This is a genomic window from Methanothrix sp., from assembly GCA_029907715.1.
Classification (GTDB): Archaea; Halobacteriota; Methanosarcinia; order Methanotrichales; family Methanotrichaceae; genus Methanothrix_B.
Window position 1 is genome coordinate 262,958 of the sequence record JARYLI010000001.1, and the last position, 18,291, is coordinate 281,248.

Here is an 18,291-nt window from a genome sequence, read left to right on the forward strand (position 1 = left end):
GGGGGCTGCCGCGAGTCCCAACTCTCAGGCTCTGAGGTATAGCTTGAACGCCTCCAGTGTTTTATCGATGATCTCCTTATCATGAGCTGCTGATATGAAATCTGTCTCGTACTGGCTGGGCGTGAGGAATATCCCGGCCTCCAGCATCCTCCAGAAGAATCTCAGGTATCCCTCTTTATCGCATCTCAGCGCCTCCGAGTAGTTCCTTGGAAGCGGTCCGAAGAAGACCTTGAACATCGAGGCTATGCCGGATACGCTGTACCCCAGCTTCAGATCCTCAACGATATCTGAGAGGCCTTTTCTTAGATACGACCCCATCTCATTGATCCTGTCAAGAACGCCCTTCTCAAGTATGTCCAGGGTTGCCAGGCCTGCTGCCATCGAGACCGGCGATCCGTTGAATGTCCCTGCCTGATAGATGCCACCCTGCGGGGCCACGTTCTCCATGATCTCTCTACGCCCACCGACAACACCTATCGGGAATCCCCCGCCTATTATCTTCCCGAGTGTGGTGATGTCAGCCCTGACACCGTAGTAGCTCTGCGCGCCCCCGAGCGCAAGCCTGAAGCCTGTTATGACCTCGTCAAATATCAGGAGGACATCATGCTCCTCTGTCACCTTTCTTACACCCTGGAGGTAGCCGTCCACTGGGAGCACGGGACCTATGTTGCCCAGAACCGGCTCCATTATCACCGCTGCCACATCATCTTTTCTCAGAGCATCCTCCATCGCATGGAGATCGTTGTACGGAACCAGTATGGTGTTCTTTGCAGTATCTGCGGGCACGCCCTTTGAGTCTGGCACGCCGATGGTCGTGGCCCCGGACCCGGCTTTAACAAGAACAGAGTCGTGAGCTCCGTGAAATCCGCCCTCGATCTTGACGATCCTGTCCTTCCCTGTGAAACCACGGGCGATTCTCAGGGCAGCCATCGTCGCCTCCGAGCCGGTGCTCACAAACCTGATCATGTCCATGGATGGATAATGAGAGATTATCCGCTCCGCGAGCTCAATCTCCAGAGCTGTGGGCGTGCCGTAGAGCCACCCCCGCTCCAGCTGCTCTGTGACCCTTCTCATCACTTCCGGGTTCCTGTGTCCTAGAATCATCGGGCCGTATGCGAGACAGTAGTCGATGAACCTGTTGCCGTCCTCGTCCCAGAGGTACGGCCCCTCAGCCCTTCTAACGTAGAACGGATACGGCCTTATCGCCCTGACCGGACTGCTGACGCCGCCGGGCATTAGCCTCTTCGCGCGCTCGTAGAGACTTCTGGAGGAGTTGAGATTCATGGTATCAGCGCTTCCATCAGACCTAATCAATCTTGCGACCTGCGATACTCCATCCCCTCTCAGATGCCATCCTGACGATATCCTTAACAGGAACATTGAGCTCCTCAGCGATTTGCCTGCAGATATCATGCTCCGGCTTAACACTTATGATCTCCTCTCCGATCGATCCGATCTTCACAGGCACAGATCTCCCCATGATCTCGACGCTCTCAGTCCTCCGCTCTGCGATCAGCCTGTGAAACGCCGGAAACACCCTGACCCCGAGGCTTCCCGTCTCCCTCATCAGAACCGCGGAGAGCTTCCGTGCCTCATCCTCCCTTGAGATGATCGAGATCACGCTTCCGCTCCTGCCCTTCTTCATGACAGCCGGCACAACCGTTACATCGAGAGCCCCCTCTTTCATGAGCCTGTCGATGAGACTTCCAAGTATCTCTCCTGTCACATCATCCACGTTGGTCTCTATCTGTACCACGCGATCATGTATCATATGGTTCGGGATCTCCCCTAGAATCGCCCTGAGCAGATTCGGCATGCCGATCTCCCTGGAGCCGGCGCCGTACCCGACGTGCTCCGCTACAATCTCGGGGTGGTGCTCCAGAAACTCATCGACTGATGCGGCCAGTATCGCAGCGCCTGTTGGTGTGAGGAGCTCATGAGGCACAGGCCCTCCACGCCATGGTATCCTGTGGGAGCGAAGTATCTCCAGCGTCGCGGGCGCGGGAACCGGAAGCATTCCGTGAGATGTATCCGTGATCCCACCTCCGACAGAGGGTGCGGTCGAGAGGATTCTGTCCGGACTGAGGGACTCCATCGCCGCAGAGGATCCCGCTATATCGGCCAGCGCATCCAGTGATCCCATCTCGTGGAATCTTGTATCCTCTTTATCGACACCATGAACTCTGGATTCTGCTGATGCCATGATCTCCAGAATCCTCAATGCTCTTTCGAGAGCTCGCGATGAGAGCGTTGATGCCTTCAGAATATCCCTGGCCTCACCGAGCGAGCGAAACGATTTATCCGAGAGAACCTTAACCCTGAGAGCTCTGATGTGATCGAACCTGCTCTCGTTCACATCAAGCCCGCATCCGACAGACTCCACAGCAGATCGGATGGATTCTCCGTCCGCGCCCAGGTCCATCAGCGCCCCGAGTATCATGTCGCCGGAGGCGCCGCAGTATGGATCGAAGAGAAGTGCTCTCATGTCTGAATCCTGCGAATTTTTATCTGGAAATCATTTGATGTTTCATAAAAGTTGTGGCACCAGAAGCGCGAGTGATGGTGAAGATGGGGGCGAATCGGATCCGATTGCACTGGTCATCGGTTAAGGATTTTATGTAAATATATTGACCATGAAATTTGACAAATTGAGATCCGCCAGATTGAAGAGTTCAAATCGACTGCCTGTGGACTTGAGTCCTGATAGCAGTACTGAGGCGAGATAAGACTATTAAGTCCATCTCTACACATGTCGATCTTAATCGATGACGCATGGATCCGATTGTGAGCTCACACCACCGGTATCTGCGGCACCTGATGATTAGCCTAAAAGTATGATGTCCAAAACTGCTCCGTGATCTGTTGTGATGGGCGATCCTGCAGTGCCTACGCAGTATCCGTGCGGCTATATGCTCGTCGTCTATTTTGAGGCACGTTCAATGTCAAGACTTTCGTGACCGGATACCTTTTGGTAGTCTACCTCTGTTGAGTTGATCCGATGGGGTTGGCTCCCCTGAATGTGTTTATTTTGAAAGTTATCGGCATCGAAATCGATATCCATTGGTCTGTTAATTTATATCCGGCGCCTCACTGCTTGGTTGATGGCATGAATCTCCTGCAGTGGAGTGAACCCCTCCGAGTGGACAATGAGTTAGGCAAATCGATCCATGGAGGGGGAGCAGATGAAGACGACAATGCGGCGTTATGACCGGGATTTCAGGATATCAGCAGTAGCTGAGCTTGAGTCTGGGAACCACTGGTTCAGATAGCGCGAGAGCATGGTATTCATCCGAGTCTTCCGTGCAGGTGGAGGAAAGAGCTGACTGAGAATCCAGAAATGGGGTTCAGAGGCAATGGCAACCGGTGCAGCTACGAGGCGAGGATTGCTGAGCTTGAGAGGCTGCTCGGGCAGGCGTACGCTGAGAATGAGCTTTAAAAAAAGCGTTTGCCCTGAGTCAGAAGAAGGTTCGGGAGGAGCGACTGAAACCAGCGCCAGGAGGCGGTACATGATCATTGAGGAGGCTATATCAGATGGTCTTAAGCTGTCGGTCTCCCGATCCTGTCAGGCGCTCGAAGTGAGCCGCAGCGGCTGTTACAAATGGCTGCGGCATCTGGAAATGAACGCATCAGTGAACAACGGAGATATAGATCTGAGGAATCAGATTCAAGATATTGCGCCTGGAATTCCCTGGCTATGGTTACCGAAGGATAACAGAAGAACTCCATAATCTTGGCTGCTCGGCCAACCACAAACGCGTGCTGAGACTGATGCGACAGTATAACCTGTGTGCTTTAAGAAGAGATTCAAGCCGAAAACTACCGATTCCAGTCACGGACTGCCGGTATATCGCCGGTATATCCAAACCTTTTGAAGGATATCGGGATCACGGGATTGAATCAGGTTTGGGCTCCGGATATCACATACGTTCAGCTGCAGCATGAGCACATATATCTCGCGGTGATCCCTGGACCTTTACAGCAGAAAGTCTATCGGCTGGGATCTGAGCAGGAGCCTGGAAAGCCAGCTGACTATGAATGAATTGGCCAGGGCGCTGCAGGATCGATTGTCTGAGTCCACAACCGGACTCATACATGACTCATACATCATTCTGATCAGGGTGTGCAGCACTCATCCAAAGATTATGTTGACTTTTTAAAGAAACACAATATCCTGATCAGCAAGTCCAGAAAAGGTAATCCATACGATAATGCGTTCGCCGAGAGCTTTATCAAGACTCTAAAAGTAGAGGAGGTATATCTGAATGAATACGAGACGTTCGAGGATGCACTCAAAAACATCTGGCATTTTTATCGAAGATGTGTACAACAAGAAAAGACTGCATTCAGCATTGGATTACATGTCACCAGATCAGTTCGAATCGGAGGTCGCTTTATAGTCCTTTGCGTCACTCCATGTAAATCCATTTAAAAGCTACTGGATATGTCATACTTCATAGACAATTTTATGTGACATTCTATATTATAGCAACTTATGCGGAATACTATAAATAATGTTGCTTAACTACCTGTCTACTATTGGGGGGTGCAGTCCAGTAATAATGTTATTCGGACAGGTCCCAAACCCTTATCGAAGAGCTTAAGTACAAGCACGTCGACCAATAGCGAGGCCCGCCTTAACTCAGCCTGGTAGAGTGCGCGGCTGTAGTATGTATCGCACCTTCATGGTGCTGCGCGCAGTCACCGCGATGTCCCCGGTTCGAATCTGGGAGGCGGGACTTGAGAAATGTCCGGATGGTGTAGTGGCCTATCATGAAGCCCTGTCGAGGCTTCGACCCGGGTTCGAATCCCGGTCCGGGCGCTTATTTTTCCTGGGCGTGCAACGCCCGGGATCCTCACTCCGAACCTCCAGTTGCATGTTACATGATGTGCTCTGGTGCAGGCTTGTCAATGAAAGAGGGCAGCCACGTTCACTGCCTGCTCAGCTCCGGGCAAAAAGGATGTGCATGTGGAGAACTGCAGGCGTTTTCATCTCGACTCACGCCAGGGGCTATCGATTTCAGATCCCTCAAGCCCGCGACATGGACTCGTGAGGATTTCAGAGTCGCTCTTATTGGAAGCGCTCGTTCAATCGCCAGGAGCGCAGCGCAGCACCATTGGCTCTGCGAAAGATGGACAGGATCGGTCAGAGCTTCAGCCTCGCGGCCTCCTCTGGCGTGTAGCCCTCATGCACGATCTTGGAGAGCTTCCTGGTGAGCAGGGTTGGATCGTCTGCCTGGAAGATGTTTCTCCCTATGGAGATGCCGGCAGCGCCAGCCTGCATCGCATCGTACACCATCTGGAGGAGATCTGCTTCGGTATCCATCTTCGGGCCGCCTGCTATGACCACCGGGGCAGGGCATCCTCTGACGACCTCTCTGAACGTATCCGGAGAGCCCGTGTAGTTTGTCTTGACTATATCCACGCCCAGCTCGGCCCCGACCCTGGCTGCATGCTTCACATACTCAACACTGTGCTCGGACCTGACCTTCGCGCCGCGCGGATACATCATGGCGAGAAGCGGCATGCCCCAGAGATCGCATCTCCTCGCGACCATGCCCAGATCGCGCAGCATCTCTGCCTCGTCCTCGGCACCCACATTCACATGGATGCTGACTCCATCTGCTCCAACCCTTATCGCATCCTCAACCCTGGTCACGAGCACCTTGTGGTTCGCATCCGGGCCGAGCGATGTCGACGCTGATAGATGGATTATGAGCCCGACATCCTTCCCGTAACCTCTGTGGCCGTACAGCGGAAGACCCATGTGCCCGAGGACAGCATTTGCGCCACCCTCCGCGACCTTATCCACGGCAGCTGCGAGATCGATGAGACCGGGTATGGGGCCGACTGTGAGTCCATGGTCCATCGGAACTATGACGGTCTTCTTGGTCTTTCTGTCTATTATGCGCTCAAGCCTTATCGATTTTCCAATTTTGCTCATGATCGCCCCTAGGATGCGAGCCAGAAATTAAATGCAGCGGTTCGTTCTCTGCCGGGACCTCACAAACGTCCATTTTATGCGATCTGGTTTTATGGATTCGCTCTTATGTATTCAGCAACTTGGAGGCCATGCAGGCAGGTTGCTGAATGCACTCATTCGCTCGCCACGAGCGCACAGCGTGACTGGTGCCTCTTCGGGCAAGTTATCAGATGGGTAAGAGCGACAGAGGCTCTTATGTATTCAGCAACTTGAGACATTCAGGCAGGTTGCTGAATACACCAGTTCGCCCGCCAGGCCTTCGACGCAGTCGAAGATAAGTCGAAACGAGCGCATGGCATGACTGGTGCCTCTTCGGCCAGGTTATCAGATTTACAAGAGCGGTTAAAGAAAAGCAGGAGATCCCGTCCCATACTGGGACGGGGAAGAAGAGCGCGCTTTCTCGAAGCCGCTCATCTCGGGAGCGTGTAATGTGTTCGCACATCCTTCAGGCTCGGCCTGACCTTCTTCAGCGCCTCCTCGAAGTGCCTGCGCTCCACCCTGAGGTTCTTCAGAGACTCCTCGTCCTGTGGCTTGCCAGCAAGCACATACTCCCTTATCGCGAGCATCACAGCCTCACTGCACACCGCTGCAAGATCCGCACCGCTGTAGTTCTCGGTGCGCTTTGCTATCTCAGCGAGATCCACATCATCTGCAAGAGGCCTGTTTGCGGTGTGTATCTTCAGTATCTCCAGCCTCGCCTCCTCATCAGGCGGTCCGATCTCTATCATCCTGTCGAACCTTCCGGGCCTGAGAAGCGCGGGATCGATTATGTCAGGCCTGTTCGTGGCAGCTATGACTATCACATTGTGCAGCGGTTCCAGCCCGTCCATCTCAGAGAGTATCTGGCTTATCACCCTCTCTGTCACATGCGAGTCTGCTGCCCCTGAGCTTCTCATGGGAGCGATGGCGTCTATCTCATCGAAGAAGACCACTGCAGGCGCGGCCTGCTTGGCCTTCCTGAACGTCTCCCTGACAGCGCGCTCTGACTCTCCAACCCACTTGCTCAGGAACTCCGGACCCTTGACGCTTATGAAGTTCGCCTGGCTCTCAGTCGCCACCGCCTTTGCGAGCAGCGTCTTGCCAGTGCCAGGCGGTCCGTAGAGGAGGATCCCTTTTGGCGGACTGGCCTTCATGTGCTCGAAGATCTTCGGGTAGGTGAGAGGCCACTCCACAGCCTCCATCAGCTCCTGCTTTGCCTGCTTGAGACCACCGATATCGCTCCAGTGGACGTTTGGCGATTCCACCAGGACCTCACGCATAGCTGATGGCTCGAGATCCCTCAGGGCGTCCATGAAGTCCGCCATTGTCACCTCGATCTTGTTCAGGATCTCAGCGGGTATCGACTCGACCTCTAGATCCAGCTCCGGCAGCACACGCCTCAGAGCACGCATGCCGGCCTCTCTTGCGAGTGCAGCGAGATCCGCTCCGACGAAACCGTGGGTTATGTCAGCAAGCTTTCCGAGATCCACATCAGAGCTCAGAGGCATGCCTCTTGTGTGTATCTGGAGGATCTCCAGCCTTGCATCTCTGTTCGGCACCCCGATCTCGATCTCCCTGTCGAACCTGCCCGGCCTGCGTAGCGCGGGATCGAGGGCATCCGGCCGGTTCGTGGCGCCGATTATCACGACCTTGCCACGTGACTCCAGGCCGTCCATGAGCGCGAGTAGCTGGGCGACGACTCTCCTCTCAACCTCGCCTGTGACCTCCTCTCTCTTGGGCGCGATCGAGTCGATCTCGTCTATGAGAATTATGCTGGGCGCATTCTCCTCTGCGGTCTTGAACAGCTGCCTGAGACGCTCCTCTGACTCGCCGTAGTACTTGGACATAATCTCAGGGCCGCTCAGGGTCTCGAAGTGAGCGTTGGTCTCGGATGCAAGAGCCCTTGCCAGCAGTGTCTTGCCGGTGCCTGGCGGACCGTGCAGAAGCACACCCTTCGGAGCCTCCACACCAAGCCGCTCGAAGAGCTCAGGATGCTTCATCGGGAGCTCGATCATCTCCCTGACCTTCTTGATCTCAGCGCTCAGACCGCCGATATCCTCGTAGGTCACGCGCTGTATCATCTTCTCCTCCTTCGCCGGCTTCTCGCTGAGCTCTATCCTGGTGCGGTCTCCTATCACAACAGCGTCTCTGGGAGGCGTGACCCTCACAGCGACGAGATCGATCTTGCGCCCCATGACGTTGAGCTCTATGATATCTCCTCTCGAGATCACCCTGCCCTCCATGTACCTCCTCAGATACTCCTCTCCGCCTGTTATGCGGAGCGGAACGGTGGGAGCGAAGACCACGGTCTCGGCCTGAGCTGCCTGGATGATCCTGACAGGGACCCTCTCATCTATGGTGACCCCTGCGTTCCTCCTGAGCGTGCCGTCCATTCTGATTATGCCTGTTCCGGTATCCTCAGGATAGCCAGGCCAGAGAAGTGCAGCAGTCTGCTTCTTCCCTCTGATGCTTATGACGTCCCCGGCCTGCCAGCCCTTCTCCTTTATAACAGCGGGATCCACGCGTGCGATTCCTCTTCCAACATCGGAAGCTCGCGCCTCCCCAACCTTCAGAACTACCTCATCTGTCATATCAACACCTCTATATACAGTATCACAGCATGGCACAAAACTTTATCTTGTTTGTACCCCTGTGCGATTCTTGTTAACCTTATCTTACTAACCTTTTGTTAGTAAGGAGCCGGAACTAGTATATAAATTTTTCCCTGTGGCTGTGGGATCCCGAAGGTCCTGACTCTGCTCATCATCATGCTGGGTCGTGGTGTTGAATCGTTGAATTCAGACACATCCGGGCCTGTGGGAATCAGCAGCAATTACCGAACACACCGATTCCTGAGAGCCTACGGGTGTTCGAGACCACGACCCTCATGATGCTCGTCATTCATATCGATTGGGTCAAAGCATCCGGTCATCTGATTAGAGACGCCTGTTAACGCCGAAGCCGGACCTGGTACCCTCTGATCCAGGCCACTGCCCTTTTCATTTTCTAACTGTTCCACTCAGCATGTCTGCCCTGGGTCACAGCCAATAAAGATGGTCTTTACACTGCGCCAGATGATGTATCAAGCGCTGTGCCTGCTGAGAAATTGATCGAGATTACGCCTCCGCCACCTCGTAGTCTGTGTCCATCGTGTCCTGGAGGCCATCTTTGGATATGTGGGAGACCATCCTTTCAGAGACGTCCTGATCTGAAAGTATCTCCTCAAACCTCTTGAGGTATCCATCTCTCTCAGAAGCCTTCTGGCTCTCGAATATGTTCTTGTACTCGCTCACAGTTGATGGAGCCACGTGAAGGATCTCGCTCATCTCCTTCACAGACCTTCCCTCCTCCCAGAGCTTTATGAAGAGCTCCCTGTCGAAGGGCGGCTTGAGGTCTGAATCGCGGAAGAGGTGGAGCTTTATCCGGGCCCGGCTCACAGTCTTGTTGAGCGCACGGTCTCCCAGCTGCTCTGCGATCTCAGTATCGCTGAGACCTTTGTAAAACAGTCTTACAACAGTCGCGAGCTGTTTTGGTGTGAGCTTTGTCTGTATGTTGTATGCCTTAATCATCTCAGAGACGACTCCGAGAAGGGCCTGCTCGATCTCAGAAGTGCTTCTTAACGTACCATGCTTTTTTGCAGGCTTCTCGACGACCTTGGTCGTGGGGGCGATCTTCAGGACGAGCTCTCTTAAATGATCGGTCTTGCCGCTCAATTAATCACCCATCGTGAAACTACGATGTTTATAGTATAAAGAGATTTCCATTGTATTATTGTTTATGATGGTGCTATTTTTTATGATTGCACGGATGACAGTTCAAATCCAGCGGAGATTATGCTTCTGATTGGAGAAATAAAGTGGCATCTGCGCACGTGTGGATGACGATCATGAATACCGAAAATAAATGAGCATCGCCCCCCTCTGCCCGTCTTCTTGCAGGTGGGGGGTAGGTGGATCAGACTATTCGCTCTCCCGCACCCGGTCCCCACATCGCGTTGTATATCTCCTCCACCTTGAAGAGGACCGCAGCCTTCGCCGGCAGCTTCGGATTCACTCCATGAACCCACTTGATCATATCCTCGTAGATCGGCCCCGACCTGTGAACCTCGACAGATCCCTTTATCTGGAACGACTTCTTGGTCTCGGAGTTGTAGCAGACAATGGACATCTTCGGGTTTTCCTGAAGGTTTGCCGCGGTCTTGTTGAAGAAGTTGTCAGCGATCAGGAGCCTCTCGTCATCGAGTATCTTGAGGAGACCTATGAAAACAACGTTTGGAACCCCATTTTTGCTGGCAGTCGCTATCGGCACAGGTTTCTGCTTCTCCAGGGTCTGCTTTACATCCTCCGGCATTCTCGCCATTCAGATCACCATGTTAATCGGAGGAGGACAACATATTTATTTTTTCCCTGGAGAGGAACCGGTGAAGCACTGGAATCGCATGCGATGGGCATCACTCTGAGATCCCTGTCGTGGGCTCGCATGACCGAATGATTCTGCTGGAGCCGACAGCATCGGAGGGACTCTACTGATAGATTGAGCGCTGCGGATGGTAATACGAGCACACGACCCGTAAGCCGGATCATGGCTGGGTGTTACGGAACCTCATGAGCAGGCTCTCGTAGAATATTCTCTCCTCACCCTCTGTTGTCCGGACAAGCCGGTCGAGTATCAGCTCCGGCGTGGATCTGGCAAGATGGTTGTACCTGGGACTCCTGGTGAGTATGAGATTGTTGTTATCATCCAGACCCTCTGCCTCTATCCCGTCCACCCTGACAGCTGTCTTTGAGAATCTGCGTATCTCATCTGCGAGATGGCTCACGAAAAGGGCCACAGAGCCGTTCTCGTGAATCATATCGAGTATCGATGCGATTATCCTGGCAGACGCCCCGGGCTCTGTTATCGCCTCCATCTCGTCCGCTAGAACCAGCTTTCGCCTCTCCGTGGCGATTGCTGAGAGCTTTCTCATCGTGCTCTCGAACGCTCCTGCGCTGAGAGTGCCGCTGCTCTTTGCAAAGAAGTACAGCTCCTCGAAGATCGATACCCTGCACTCTCTCGCTGGGACGGGCAGGCCCATGTGTGCCAGTATCGCTATCTGTGCGATGAGCTCCAGGAGCGATGTCTTGCCTCCGGAGTTCACCCCGCTCAGTATCGCGGACCTCTCGCTGTGCTCGGAGATCCCGCACGACCCCAGGCTGTAGCTCACAGGTTCAGGATTCTGGATGAAGAGATGCCTTCCATCGCGGAATCCTATTCCAGGAGCGTCGATGAGCTCAGGCATCGTGAGCTCGTATGATACAGCGAAGCTTCCGATGGCGTAGAGGAAATCAAGCTGCATCAATCTTTTTATGAGGTTCGCTGCGATCACATCCATGCTCGTCAGAGATCTGGCCATCTCTCTCTTGATGCGCAGAGCATCTGATTCTCGCCTTCTCCTCAGCTCGAGCTCAAGCTGGCGCAGCGCTCTGTGGTTGATCTCGATGGGGTATTTTATCTCCTGGGATATGATCTCCTCCAGCCATATGGCCTCACCACCTCTCATGTTCAGATTCGAGGCGACCCTCGCCCTTGCATCAGATATCACAGATTTGAAGATGCCCTGCATCTGCATCTCGAACACATCCCTGATCACATCCCCGCGCCCCAGCGCCCTGAGGAGATCCTGGCCGCCGAGGGTCACAGAGCTCGCCTCTATGCGCTGGCGGAGCTCGACGTTCGCCCGGGCGAGCGCAGAATCGATCGCTTCGGGTAATCTTCTGAGAATATCATCAATGCGTGATATGTCTGGTGAATCTGCGCCATCGAACAGCCTTCGGAGCGCATCCCTGAGCTCAGCCAGACCCTCAAACCGCTCGATGCCCCTCTCCTCAAGCAGTGCTCCGAGATCCATGGCAGCCTCCAGAACATCCCGGTTGTCTGTGTAGAAGCTGAGGACAGCCTCGGGGGCAATGTACCAGACTTCGAGCCGCTCCGCGATCTCCACTCCGGGAAGGGATGCTCCTGGGTCGCCAAGAACGATCACATGATCGTAGCCGCTGGCTGTGTCTCGCAGCTCTCCAGGGCTCTCAGCCAGATGAATGTCAAGGAGCCTGTCAAAGCCCATCGATCTCACCCTTTCGAGCTCCTCCGGGGATCTCGCGACAATCGCCCTTCCTTTTATCCTCTGAGCCTCTCTCCTCCTGAGCGGCTTTATCCTGCGCATGAGTTCCCGTACGTCGCCGAGCCTCCTGCGTAGATCCACGGCGCGCAGCGAGAGCGAGCGCGTCTCATTTATGAGCTCTGGAGATCCGGATGGGAAAAGAGTGAATATCCGCATTCTGGCATATGCAGTGTTCGCATGCTCTGCCATTCTGTTCAGGACAGCTCTGTATATTCTCTCAGCCTCACCGGTGGCCAGGAATGATTCTGGAGAGGCACCGTATCGCAGGCCTCTGGCAGCTCTGACCGTGGCCATGGCCTGGCGCTCGCCGATCGCTGATCTCAGGTCCTCCATATCCTCATCTGCGATCGCCCTGAAGGCCCTCTCCTCGCTCCCGAAATGCGAGAGGAGACGCTCCCTCAGGCGGGGCCCGACGCCGGGAATATCCTGCAGTCTCACAGCGTTGAGTGGTATGCTTTCTATATATGAAAGTCCTCATACGATCTGGGAGCAGCAGAAGGGTGAGAGATCATGAGCAATCCTGGCACGCCCGGGATCGTCCTGGCCGGATTCGGCTCTGGCGCTGATCTTGTGCGCCGCATGGCTCGGAGCAGGAAATGTGGTTCTGGTGGCGAGATGCGCATCGATCACAGCTCCTGCGTTATTTTCATTGGCAATGGACCGGATGTTCAGAGGCAGGCATCGGAGACGCTGAACTCTGGACAGCTGCCTGAGCTTCTGGGCAGCGCAGCTGTTGTTTTCATGATATCTGATGGTGTGGAGTTGATTCGCACGTCGCGCCTGGCGGCAAGGATTGCGGAGGCGAATGATCTCGCGGTCATGGTTTTCCTGGTTGCAGGTGGGGAGGGCGGTGGTCCGCGTGAAGACCGGGGACTTCGCCACCTGAACCACGAGCTGCTCCGTGGCAGGGGCCCTGCGGTGGTCGTCGACGCTCCCTCAGAGCCGGACGATGCCGAGCTGCGTCTTGCGAAAATGGTCTCGTGCATCTCGAACATGCTGCTCGAGCCATCGATAATAAATCTGGATCTTGCGGATCTCAGGACGGTAATGCGTTGTGGCACAGAGGCATGCATAATCTCAGGAACAGGCCCGTCTCCGGAGAGCGCTCTGCGGGATGCTCTCGATAGATCCTCGGGCCTGCTGGATATGAGGAGAGCAAGAGGCTGTCTCCTGCACATCACAGGCGGGATCACTCTGACGCTGAGGGATGCGAACCACATAGCGGAGAGCATGACGGGAGCGATCGATCCAGAGGCGAATGTGATATGGGGGATGAGGGTGAGAGGCGATCTGGAGAGGATAGAGATCACATCCGTGCTCACGGGGAAAAATATATTGCATGGTTCCAGAAATGCTGTATGAGCAGCTGCGGGGCTGGACGATCTGAGGGGCGGATGGGGGAGATGGAGCAGATTGACGTCTCAACCACAGCGTGTGTGCCGAAGAGTGCAGGGGGAGAGGCGACGCGGATCCACCTCTCAGGCCGAACCGGGTCGGTTCGATCGCAGGGGCATGAGAAGAAATAATTGTGAGGTGGATATGACAGAAGAGCTCGGCGCGCTGGCAGCTTCGCTGATTCTGATAGCGGCTCTGATCTACAGCATAAAGCTCTACATGGAGGTCTGAGCCCGGAGGGATCTGACCCGCTCCCTGACCGGGGCGAGTATCTCTATCATCTGCTCAGCGCAGGCCTTCTTCAGATCCATGGGATGGAGCGAGCCGCTCACGAACGATTCCTCGAGCGCCCTGTAGCTATCAAATGTGACATCGCCGCCGAACTTCGCGGGTCGCCTCACAGTGACCGAATCGACCCTCGGAAATATGTGGTACTTGAATATCTCTGTGATTGGGTTGTTCTCTGTTATCTTTGCGGGGCAGTATGCTGCCATGATCTTTTTCTCTATCTCCTCTGCCGGCTCGTCGACCGCTATGTTGTTTCCCTTAGAGGACGACATCTTCTTTCCGTCCAGCCCCGGGATGAGGGGTGTGTGGATGCACACAGGCGCAGGGAATCCCAGCTTCGGCAGCTCCTCCCTTGCGAGCATGTGTATCTTTCTCTGGTCCATGCCGCCCACCGCGACATCTATCTTCAGATCGGCTATATCCACAGCCTGCATCAGCGGATATATCATCTGAGAGACCATGGGATTCTCGGCGCTTCTCGATACCTCGTCCATGCTCCTCCTCGCCCTGTTCAGAGTTGTGTTCCTCGCCATCTGCAGGACCTTTATCACATACTCAGGCCTCAGCTGATACTCGGTTCCGTAGACGAACTCCGTTCTTTCCGGGTCGAGTCCCAGAGCGATGAAGCATTCCTTGTTGTAATCGGCGATCCTCCTAACTTCCTCCAGAGATCCCTTCTCGTTGAGGTAGGCGTGAAGATCTGCCAGGAGGACGACCACATCGAATCCCGCCCTCTGCATATCAAGAAGCTTGTTCGCGGTGAGCATGTGGCCGAGATGTATATTCCCACTCGTCTCGTAGCCGACATACGCCCTCGGATGCTCCCTGGCATCAAGCATCTCCTGAAGCTCCTCCAGCGTCACAACCTCTTCAGTGTTCCTTATCACCAGCTCCAGCCGATCCAATGAACTTCACCAGCGAGCCGGTGGAAATCAACCTGTATAATGCTTTTGGTCACCGGTTCGGAGAGCGATTCATCTTGGACGTCGGTACCTGTTCATTATGAGGATGTGTTGAGATCAACAGCATGCGACCTGAAATCTGTGTGGTGAAATCTGTGTGGTCAGAGACCATCGACCTGTGTTCAGCAATTCGTATTTGCTCAATATCGTGAGCGTACTTGAGTTACTGATCAAGTGAAGCCGCTATCATCGGGCATAGTCGTTCATCCAGAAATACTCCCATAGGGCAATTTACCTCAACGTATTGAGCATGTTCAGCAATTCGAACCAGCGTCCCAAAACTTCAAAAGGTACAGCACCTGCTGGGCAGCAGGGGTTGCTCGAGCTGCTGTTGGTGAGACAGACTGTTCAGTTAAAAGTCAAGCTCGAGCTCTTTGAACCAGAGATATCAGCAAGGCCGGGCCGGTCTCCGTTGGGCACAAGCGTGTATGTGGAATTGCCTGCGACCACGACAACACAACCATCCTCTGGGATTGCGTTGTACCCATGTGTGACGAGCAGAAACGCCAGATCCAGAGATGTCATGAGGGGATCATCATATGAGGAAATCAACTCCATGAGTCCGGCATCCACACAGCTCGCTGGAAGAAGCAGCACCAGCATCACACAGGCAAACATGCTCATAAATCTGTACATCTGCCTCACCGCTCTGTACAGCTACTGGAAGATATTTAAACCTCACAGAACATGAGATCAGTACTTCAGGATATTACAGATCATACGTAAGTGCTCTCTCAATTCACCTCAGCGAAATCGAGTTCGCCGATAGCATGAATCAATTTCACAAACCTTTTATACCATGCCTGGTGTTTAGCTTTTACGGAGGAAAAACAATGACCGGCGAACCGTTGGCAGTGGACTATTATATCCCGATTATTCTGTTTCTGGTGATGGGTGCCATCGTGCCTATTGTTGCTCTAGCTGCCGTTAAGATCATTTCTCCTCTGAGACCCAACCGGCGTAAGGCGTCAGTGTACGAGGGCGGACTCAAACCGGTCCGCGACCCGAAGATCCGGTTTAATGTTCAGTATTATTTGTTTGCTATCGTCTTCGTGATCTTCGATGTCGAGGTTCTTTTCTTGTATCCATGGATTTACGTCTACGCTTCTGAGTTCATGAAGAGGTTCATGATCTTCGGCTTCATCAACATGGCAGTGATCGAGATGGTGCTTTTCATCGCGGTACTGGTCGTCGGACTGCTGTATGCGATAAAGAAGGAGGCGTTGCGTTGGGTATAAGCGATGTAATACCTGTACCCGTGGCCATCGACGAGGAGATCGAGAAGTGGACGATCTGGGGCCGGCCGGTGATGGACGTCTGGTTCACCACCACCGAGAAGATACACCAGATCATCCAGATGGGCCCGATAAAGAACGTGCTCAACTGGGGTCGCAAGAACTCCCTCTGGTTCCTGATGCAGCCGATGGGCTGCTGTGGCGTGGAGATGCTCGTCTTCGGCTGCCCGCACTACGACTGCGATCGGTTCGGGATAATTCCCAGAGCCACCCCGAGGCAGGCCGACGTGATGATCATCAGCGGCTACATCACGAGAAAGTACCTACCGGCCATCAAAAACCTCTGGGAGCAGATGCTCGAGCCCAAGTGGTGTATCGCGGTAGGAGAGTGCGCCATATCCGGCGGGCCGTTCTACGATTCCTACAACATAATACAGAACACAAGCGACTTCTTCCCGATCGATGTGTACGTCCCTGGATGCCCGCCGAGGCCGGAGCAGTTCATCAAGGGCTTCGTGGAGCTCCAGGAGAAGATCAAGCAGCGGAAGGATAAACGAGGCTACTAAGGAGGGAGGTCTCTGCTTACGGCTGGCGATGTATTGAGCGCGATCCAGTCGGCCTTTCCAGGAGCGGTTCTTGAGTCGAGGGTCGAGTCTGATCGCCGCCTCTGGATAACAGTCGATCCGAAGAGGCTCGTCGAGATAACACAGTTTCTGAGGGACAAGAAGGACTTCGATCACTACTCCGGTGCTGCAGGCATTGACAGGATAAACGAGAACCTCTTCGAGGTCGTGGAGATCCTGACGAGTCATGGGGCGCATCAGGTTGTTGTCCTGATGAAGGTAAAGGTTCCCAGGGACAAACCATCGGTCAGATCGCTCACAGGGCTCTACTGGAATGCGAACTGGTACGAGCGCGAGATCTGGGAGATGTTCGGCATCAACTTCGAGGGGCACCCGGAGCTGTATCCTCTCCTCCTGCCTGACGAGCTCGTCGGATACTGGCCCTGGAGGAAGGACTTCAAGGGATACCCGGATACGACTACAGGCGAACGTGCTATAGAGCAGGTGGGCCCTGACGGCTACACAGAGTTCAAGATAATGCCCCATCCGGAGCTGATAAAGGCGGGCGTGGTGCCTGAGAGGCCGAAGTATCCGACGTTCAGGGAGCGCGAGGAGGCTGAGATAAAGTCCGACTCTGAGATGATCATGCACATGGGTCCGCAGCATGCGATCGTCCCCGGGCCGTTCCTGCTCGATCTCCTCATCGAGGGCGAGAGGGTCAAGAAGGCGTTCCTGGATGTGGGATACATCCACAAGGGCATAGAGAAGATAATGGAGAACAGGACGTACCTCCAGGGGATTGTTTACACGGACAGGATGTGCTACCTCGCGTCCATAACAAACAACGAGGCCTACTGCGGTGCGGTTGAGAGGCTTCTCGGAATCACCCCGCCTGAGAGGGCGCAGTACATAAGGGTGATACTCGCGGAGCTCTCAAGGATTCAGAGCCATCTCCTGGGAACAGGCGAGTTCCTGACGCTGCTCGGTGCTGCGACATACTCCCCATTCCAGTACATGATCATAGACAGGGAGGACATAGTGTATCTAATGGAGAGCATCACCGGCGCCAGAATCACGCACACATTCGTGAGATTTGGAGGGGTCAGAAACGATCTGCCTGATGGATTCGCAGACAAGGCCCGCCCGATACTGAAGAGGATGAGGGAGAGGACAGAGGAGTACATGGATCTGCTCCACAGCGATCCGATATACACGAGAAGGATGCGCGGAATAGGCGTTCTCTCGCCTGGAGATGCGCGCAGGCTTGGCGTCTCCGGACCGCCGCTGAGGGCATCTGATACGCCGTATGATATGCGCAGGGAGGATCCGATTCTGGTCTACCCTGATCTGGACTTCAAGGTCGTGACGAGAAAGGCGGGAGATGCTGAGGCCAGGGTTGAGGTCCGCCTGGAGGAGATCCTGGAGAGCATCCACATCATAGAGCAGTGTCTGGACCGGATACCGGATGGGCCGATACAGGAGAAGCTTCCGAAGAAGATCAAGCCCGAGCCAGGAGAGGCATACTACAGGGTCGAGGATCCGCGCGGCGAGATGGGATTCTATGTCGTGAGCGATGGATCTGAGAAGCCATACAGGGTGAAGGTCAGGGGTCCGGTGTACGCATACATGCAGGCTCTTCCGCCGCTTCTCGAGGGTGCTTACGTTGCTGATGTGGTCGCAATAGCAGGCAGCATGGACGCATGCACAAGCGAGGTGGACCGCTAAGGGGGAT

Annotated in this window: 13 protein-coding genes, 2 tRNA genes and 1 pseudogene; 7 read left to right on the top strand and 9 right to left on the bottom strand. The window is 54.4% G+C overall.

Annotated elements, in window-relative coordinates; genetic code table 11:
• Window positions 1-24: 24 nt before the first annotated feature.
• Both hemL and larC read right to left on the bottom strand, forming a co-directional pair.
• Entirely contained in the window at window positions 25-1,284 is a 1,260-nt protein-coding gene (hemL, locus tag QHG98_01290; protein ID MDH7596368.1) for a glutamate-1-semialdehyde 2,1-aminomutase, read from the bottom strand.
• A gap of 22 nt (window positions 1,285-1,306) precedes the next feature.
• Window positions 1,307-2,485, bottom strand: a complete 1,179-nt coding sequence (gene larC / locus QHG98_01295; protein ID MDH7596369.1) for a nickel pincer cofactor biosynthesis protein LarC — start codon at window positions 2,483-2,485, stop codon at window positions 1,307-1,309.
• 697 nt (window positions 2,486-3,182) lie between these two features.
• On the opposite strand from larC, the pseudogene QHG98_01300 reads away from it, so the two are divergent.
• The 3 genes and pseudogenes from QHG98_01300 (at window position 3,183) to QHG98_01310 (ending at window position 4,819) form a co-directional block, all read left to right on the top strand.
• A pseudogene (locus QHG98_01300) lies at window positions 3,183-4,397 on the top strand (IS3 family transposase).
• A gap of 231 nt (window positions 4,398-4,628) precedes the next feature.
• Window positions 4,629-4,736 (top strand) — tRNA-Tyr (locus tag QHG98_01305).
• 10 nt (window positions 4,737-4,746) lie between these two features.
• Window positions 4,747-4,819 (top strand) — tRNA-Asp (locus QHG98_01310).
• Between the two features lie 324 nt (window positions 4,820-5,143).
• On the opposite strand, the gene QHG98_01315 is transcribed toward QHG98_01310, so the two are convergent.
• The 5 genes from QHG98_01315 to QHG98_01335 all read right to left on the bottom strand — a co-directional run bounded on the left by QHG98_01315 (window position 5,144) and on the right by QHG98_01335 (window position 12,554).
• Window positions 5,144-5,941 (bottom strand): 2-amino-3,7-dideoxy-D-threo-hept-6-ulosonate synthase, encoded by a 798-nt coding sequence (locus QHG98_01315; protein ID MDH7596370.1) that lies wholly within the window; start codon window positions 5,939-5,941, stop codon window positions 5,144-5,146.
• A gap of 449 nt (window positions 5,942-6,390) precedes the next feature.
• On the bottom strand, window positions 6,391-8,550 hold the full coding sequence (locus QHG98_01320) for a CDC48 family AAA ATPase (protein MDH7596371.1): 2,160 nt from the start codon (window positions 8,548-8,550) through the stop codon (window positions 6,391-6,393).
• A 525-nt stretch (window positions 8,551-9,075) separates the two neighbouring features.
• Window positions 9,076-9,672 (bottom strand): DNA-binding response regulator, encoded by a 597-nt coding sequence (locus QHG98_01325; protein ID MDH7596372.1) that lies wholly within the window; start codon window positions 9,670-9,672, stop codon window positions 9,076-9,078.
• Window positions 9,673-9,913: 241 nt separating this feature from the next.
• Window positions 9,914-10,318: a pyridoxamine 5'-phosphate oxidase family protein gene (locus tag QHG98_01330; GenBank protein ID MDH7596373.1), complete on the bottom strand. Its 405-nt coding sequence runs from the start codon at window positions 10,316-10,318 to the stop codon at window positions 9,914-9,916.
• 220 nt (window positions 10,319-10,538) lie between these two features.
• Entirely contained in the window at window positions 10,539-12,554 is a 2,016-nt protein-coding gene (locus tag QHG98_01335; protein ID MDH7596374.1) for a DNA mismatch repair protein MutS, read from the bottom strand.
• Between the two features lie 72 nt (window positions 12,555-12,626).
• On the opposite strand from QHG98_01335, the gene QHG98_01340 reads away from it, so the two are divergent.
• Window positions 12,627-13,478: a hypothetical protein gene (locus QHG98_01340; protein ID MDH7596375.1), complete on the top strand. Its 852-nt coding sequence runs from the start codon at window positions 12,627-12,629 to the stop codon at window positions 13,476-13,478.
• Between the two features lie 248 nt (window positions 13,479-13,726).
• Here the strand turns inward: QHG98_01340 and QHG98_01345 are convergent, their stop codons facing one another.
• Both QHG98_01345 and QHG98_01350 read right to left on the bottom strand, forming a co-directional pair.
• The gene (locus tag QHG98_01345) at window positions 13,727-14,704 is read right to left on the bottom strand and encodes a tyrosine--tRNA ligase (protein ID MDH7596376.1); all 978 of its coding nucleotides are present in this window, start codon (window positions 14,702-14,704) and stop codon (window positions 13,727-13,729) included.
• A 405-nt stretch (window positions 14,705-15,109) separates the two neighbouring features.
• Window positions 15,110-15,397 (bottom strand): hypothetical protein, encoded by a 288-nt coding sequence (locus tag QHG98_01350; GenBank protein ID MDH7596377.1) that lies wholly within the window; start codon window positions 15,395-15,397, stop codon window positions 15,110-15,112.
• A 197-nt stretch (window positions 15,398-15,594) separates the two neighbouring features.
• Between QHG98_01350 and ndhC the strand changes: the two genes are divergently transcribed.
• From ndhC to fpoD, 3 genes are read left to right on the top strand one after another with little or no spacing between them, the layout of a single operon-like run.
• Window positions 15,595-15,999, top strand: a complete 405-nt coding sequence (gene ndhC / locus QHG98_01355; protein MDH7596378.1) for an NADH-quinone oxidoreductase subunit A — start codon at window positions 15,595-15,597, stop codon at window positions 15,997-15,999.
• Window positions 15,990-16,562 carry an NADH-quinone oxidoreductase subunit NuoB gene (gene nuoB / locus QHG98_01360; GenBank protein ID MDH7596379.1) on the top strand — a complete coding sequence of 191 codons (573 nt, stop codon included), beginning with the start codon at window positions 15,990-15,992 and terminating at the stop codon, window positions 16,560-16,562. Before ndhC ends, nuoB begins: the two co-directional genes overlap by 10 nt.
• A 33-nt stretch (window positions 16,563-16,595) precedes the next feature.
• The gene (gene fpoD, locus QHG98_01365; protein MDH7596380.1) at window positions 16,596-18,284 is read left to right on the top strand and encodes a F420H2 dehydrogenase subunit FpoD; all 1,689 of its coding nucleotides are present in this window, start codon (window positions 16,596-16,598) and stop codon (window positions 18,282-18,284) included.
• The last annotated feature ends 7 nt before the right edge of the window (window positions 18,285-18,291 follow it).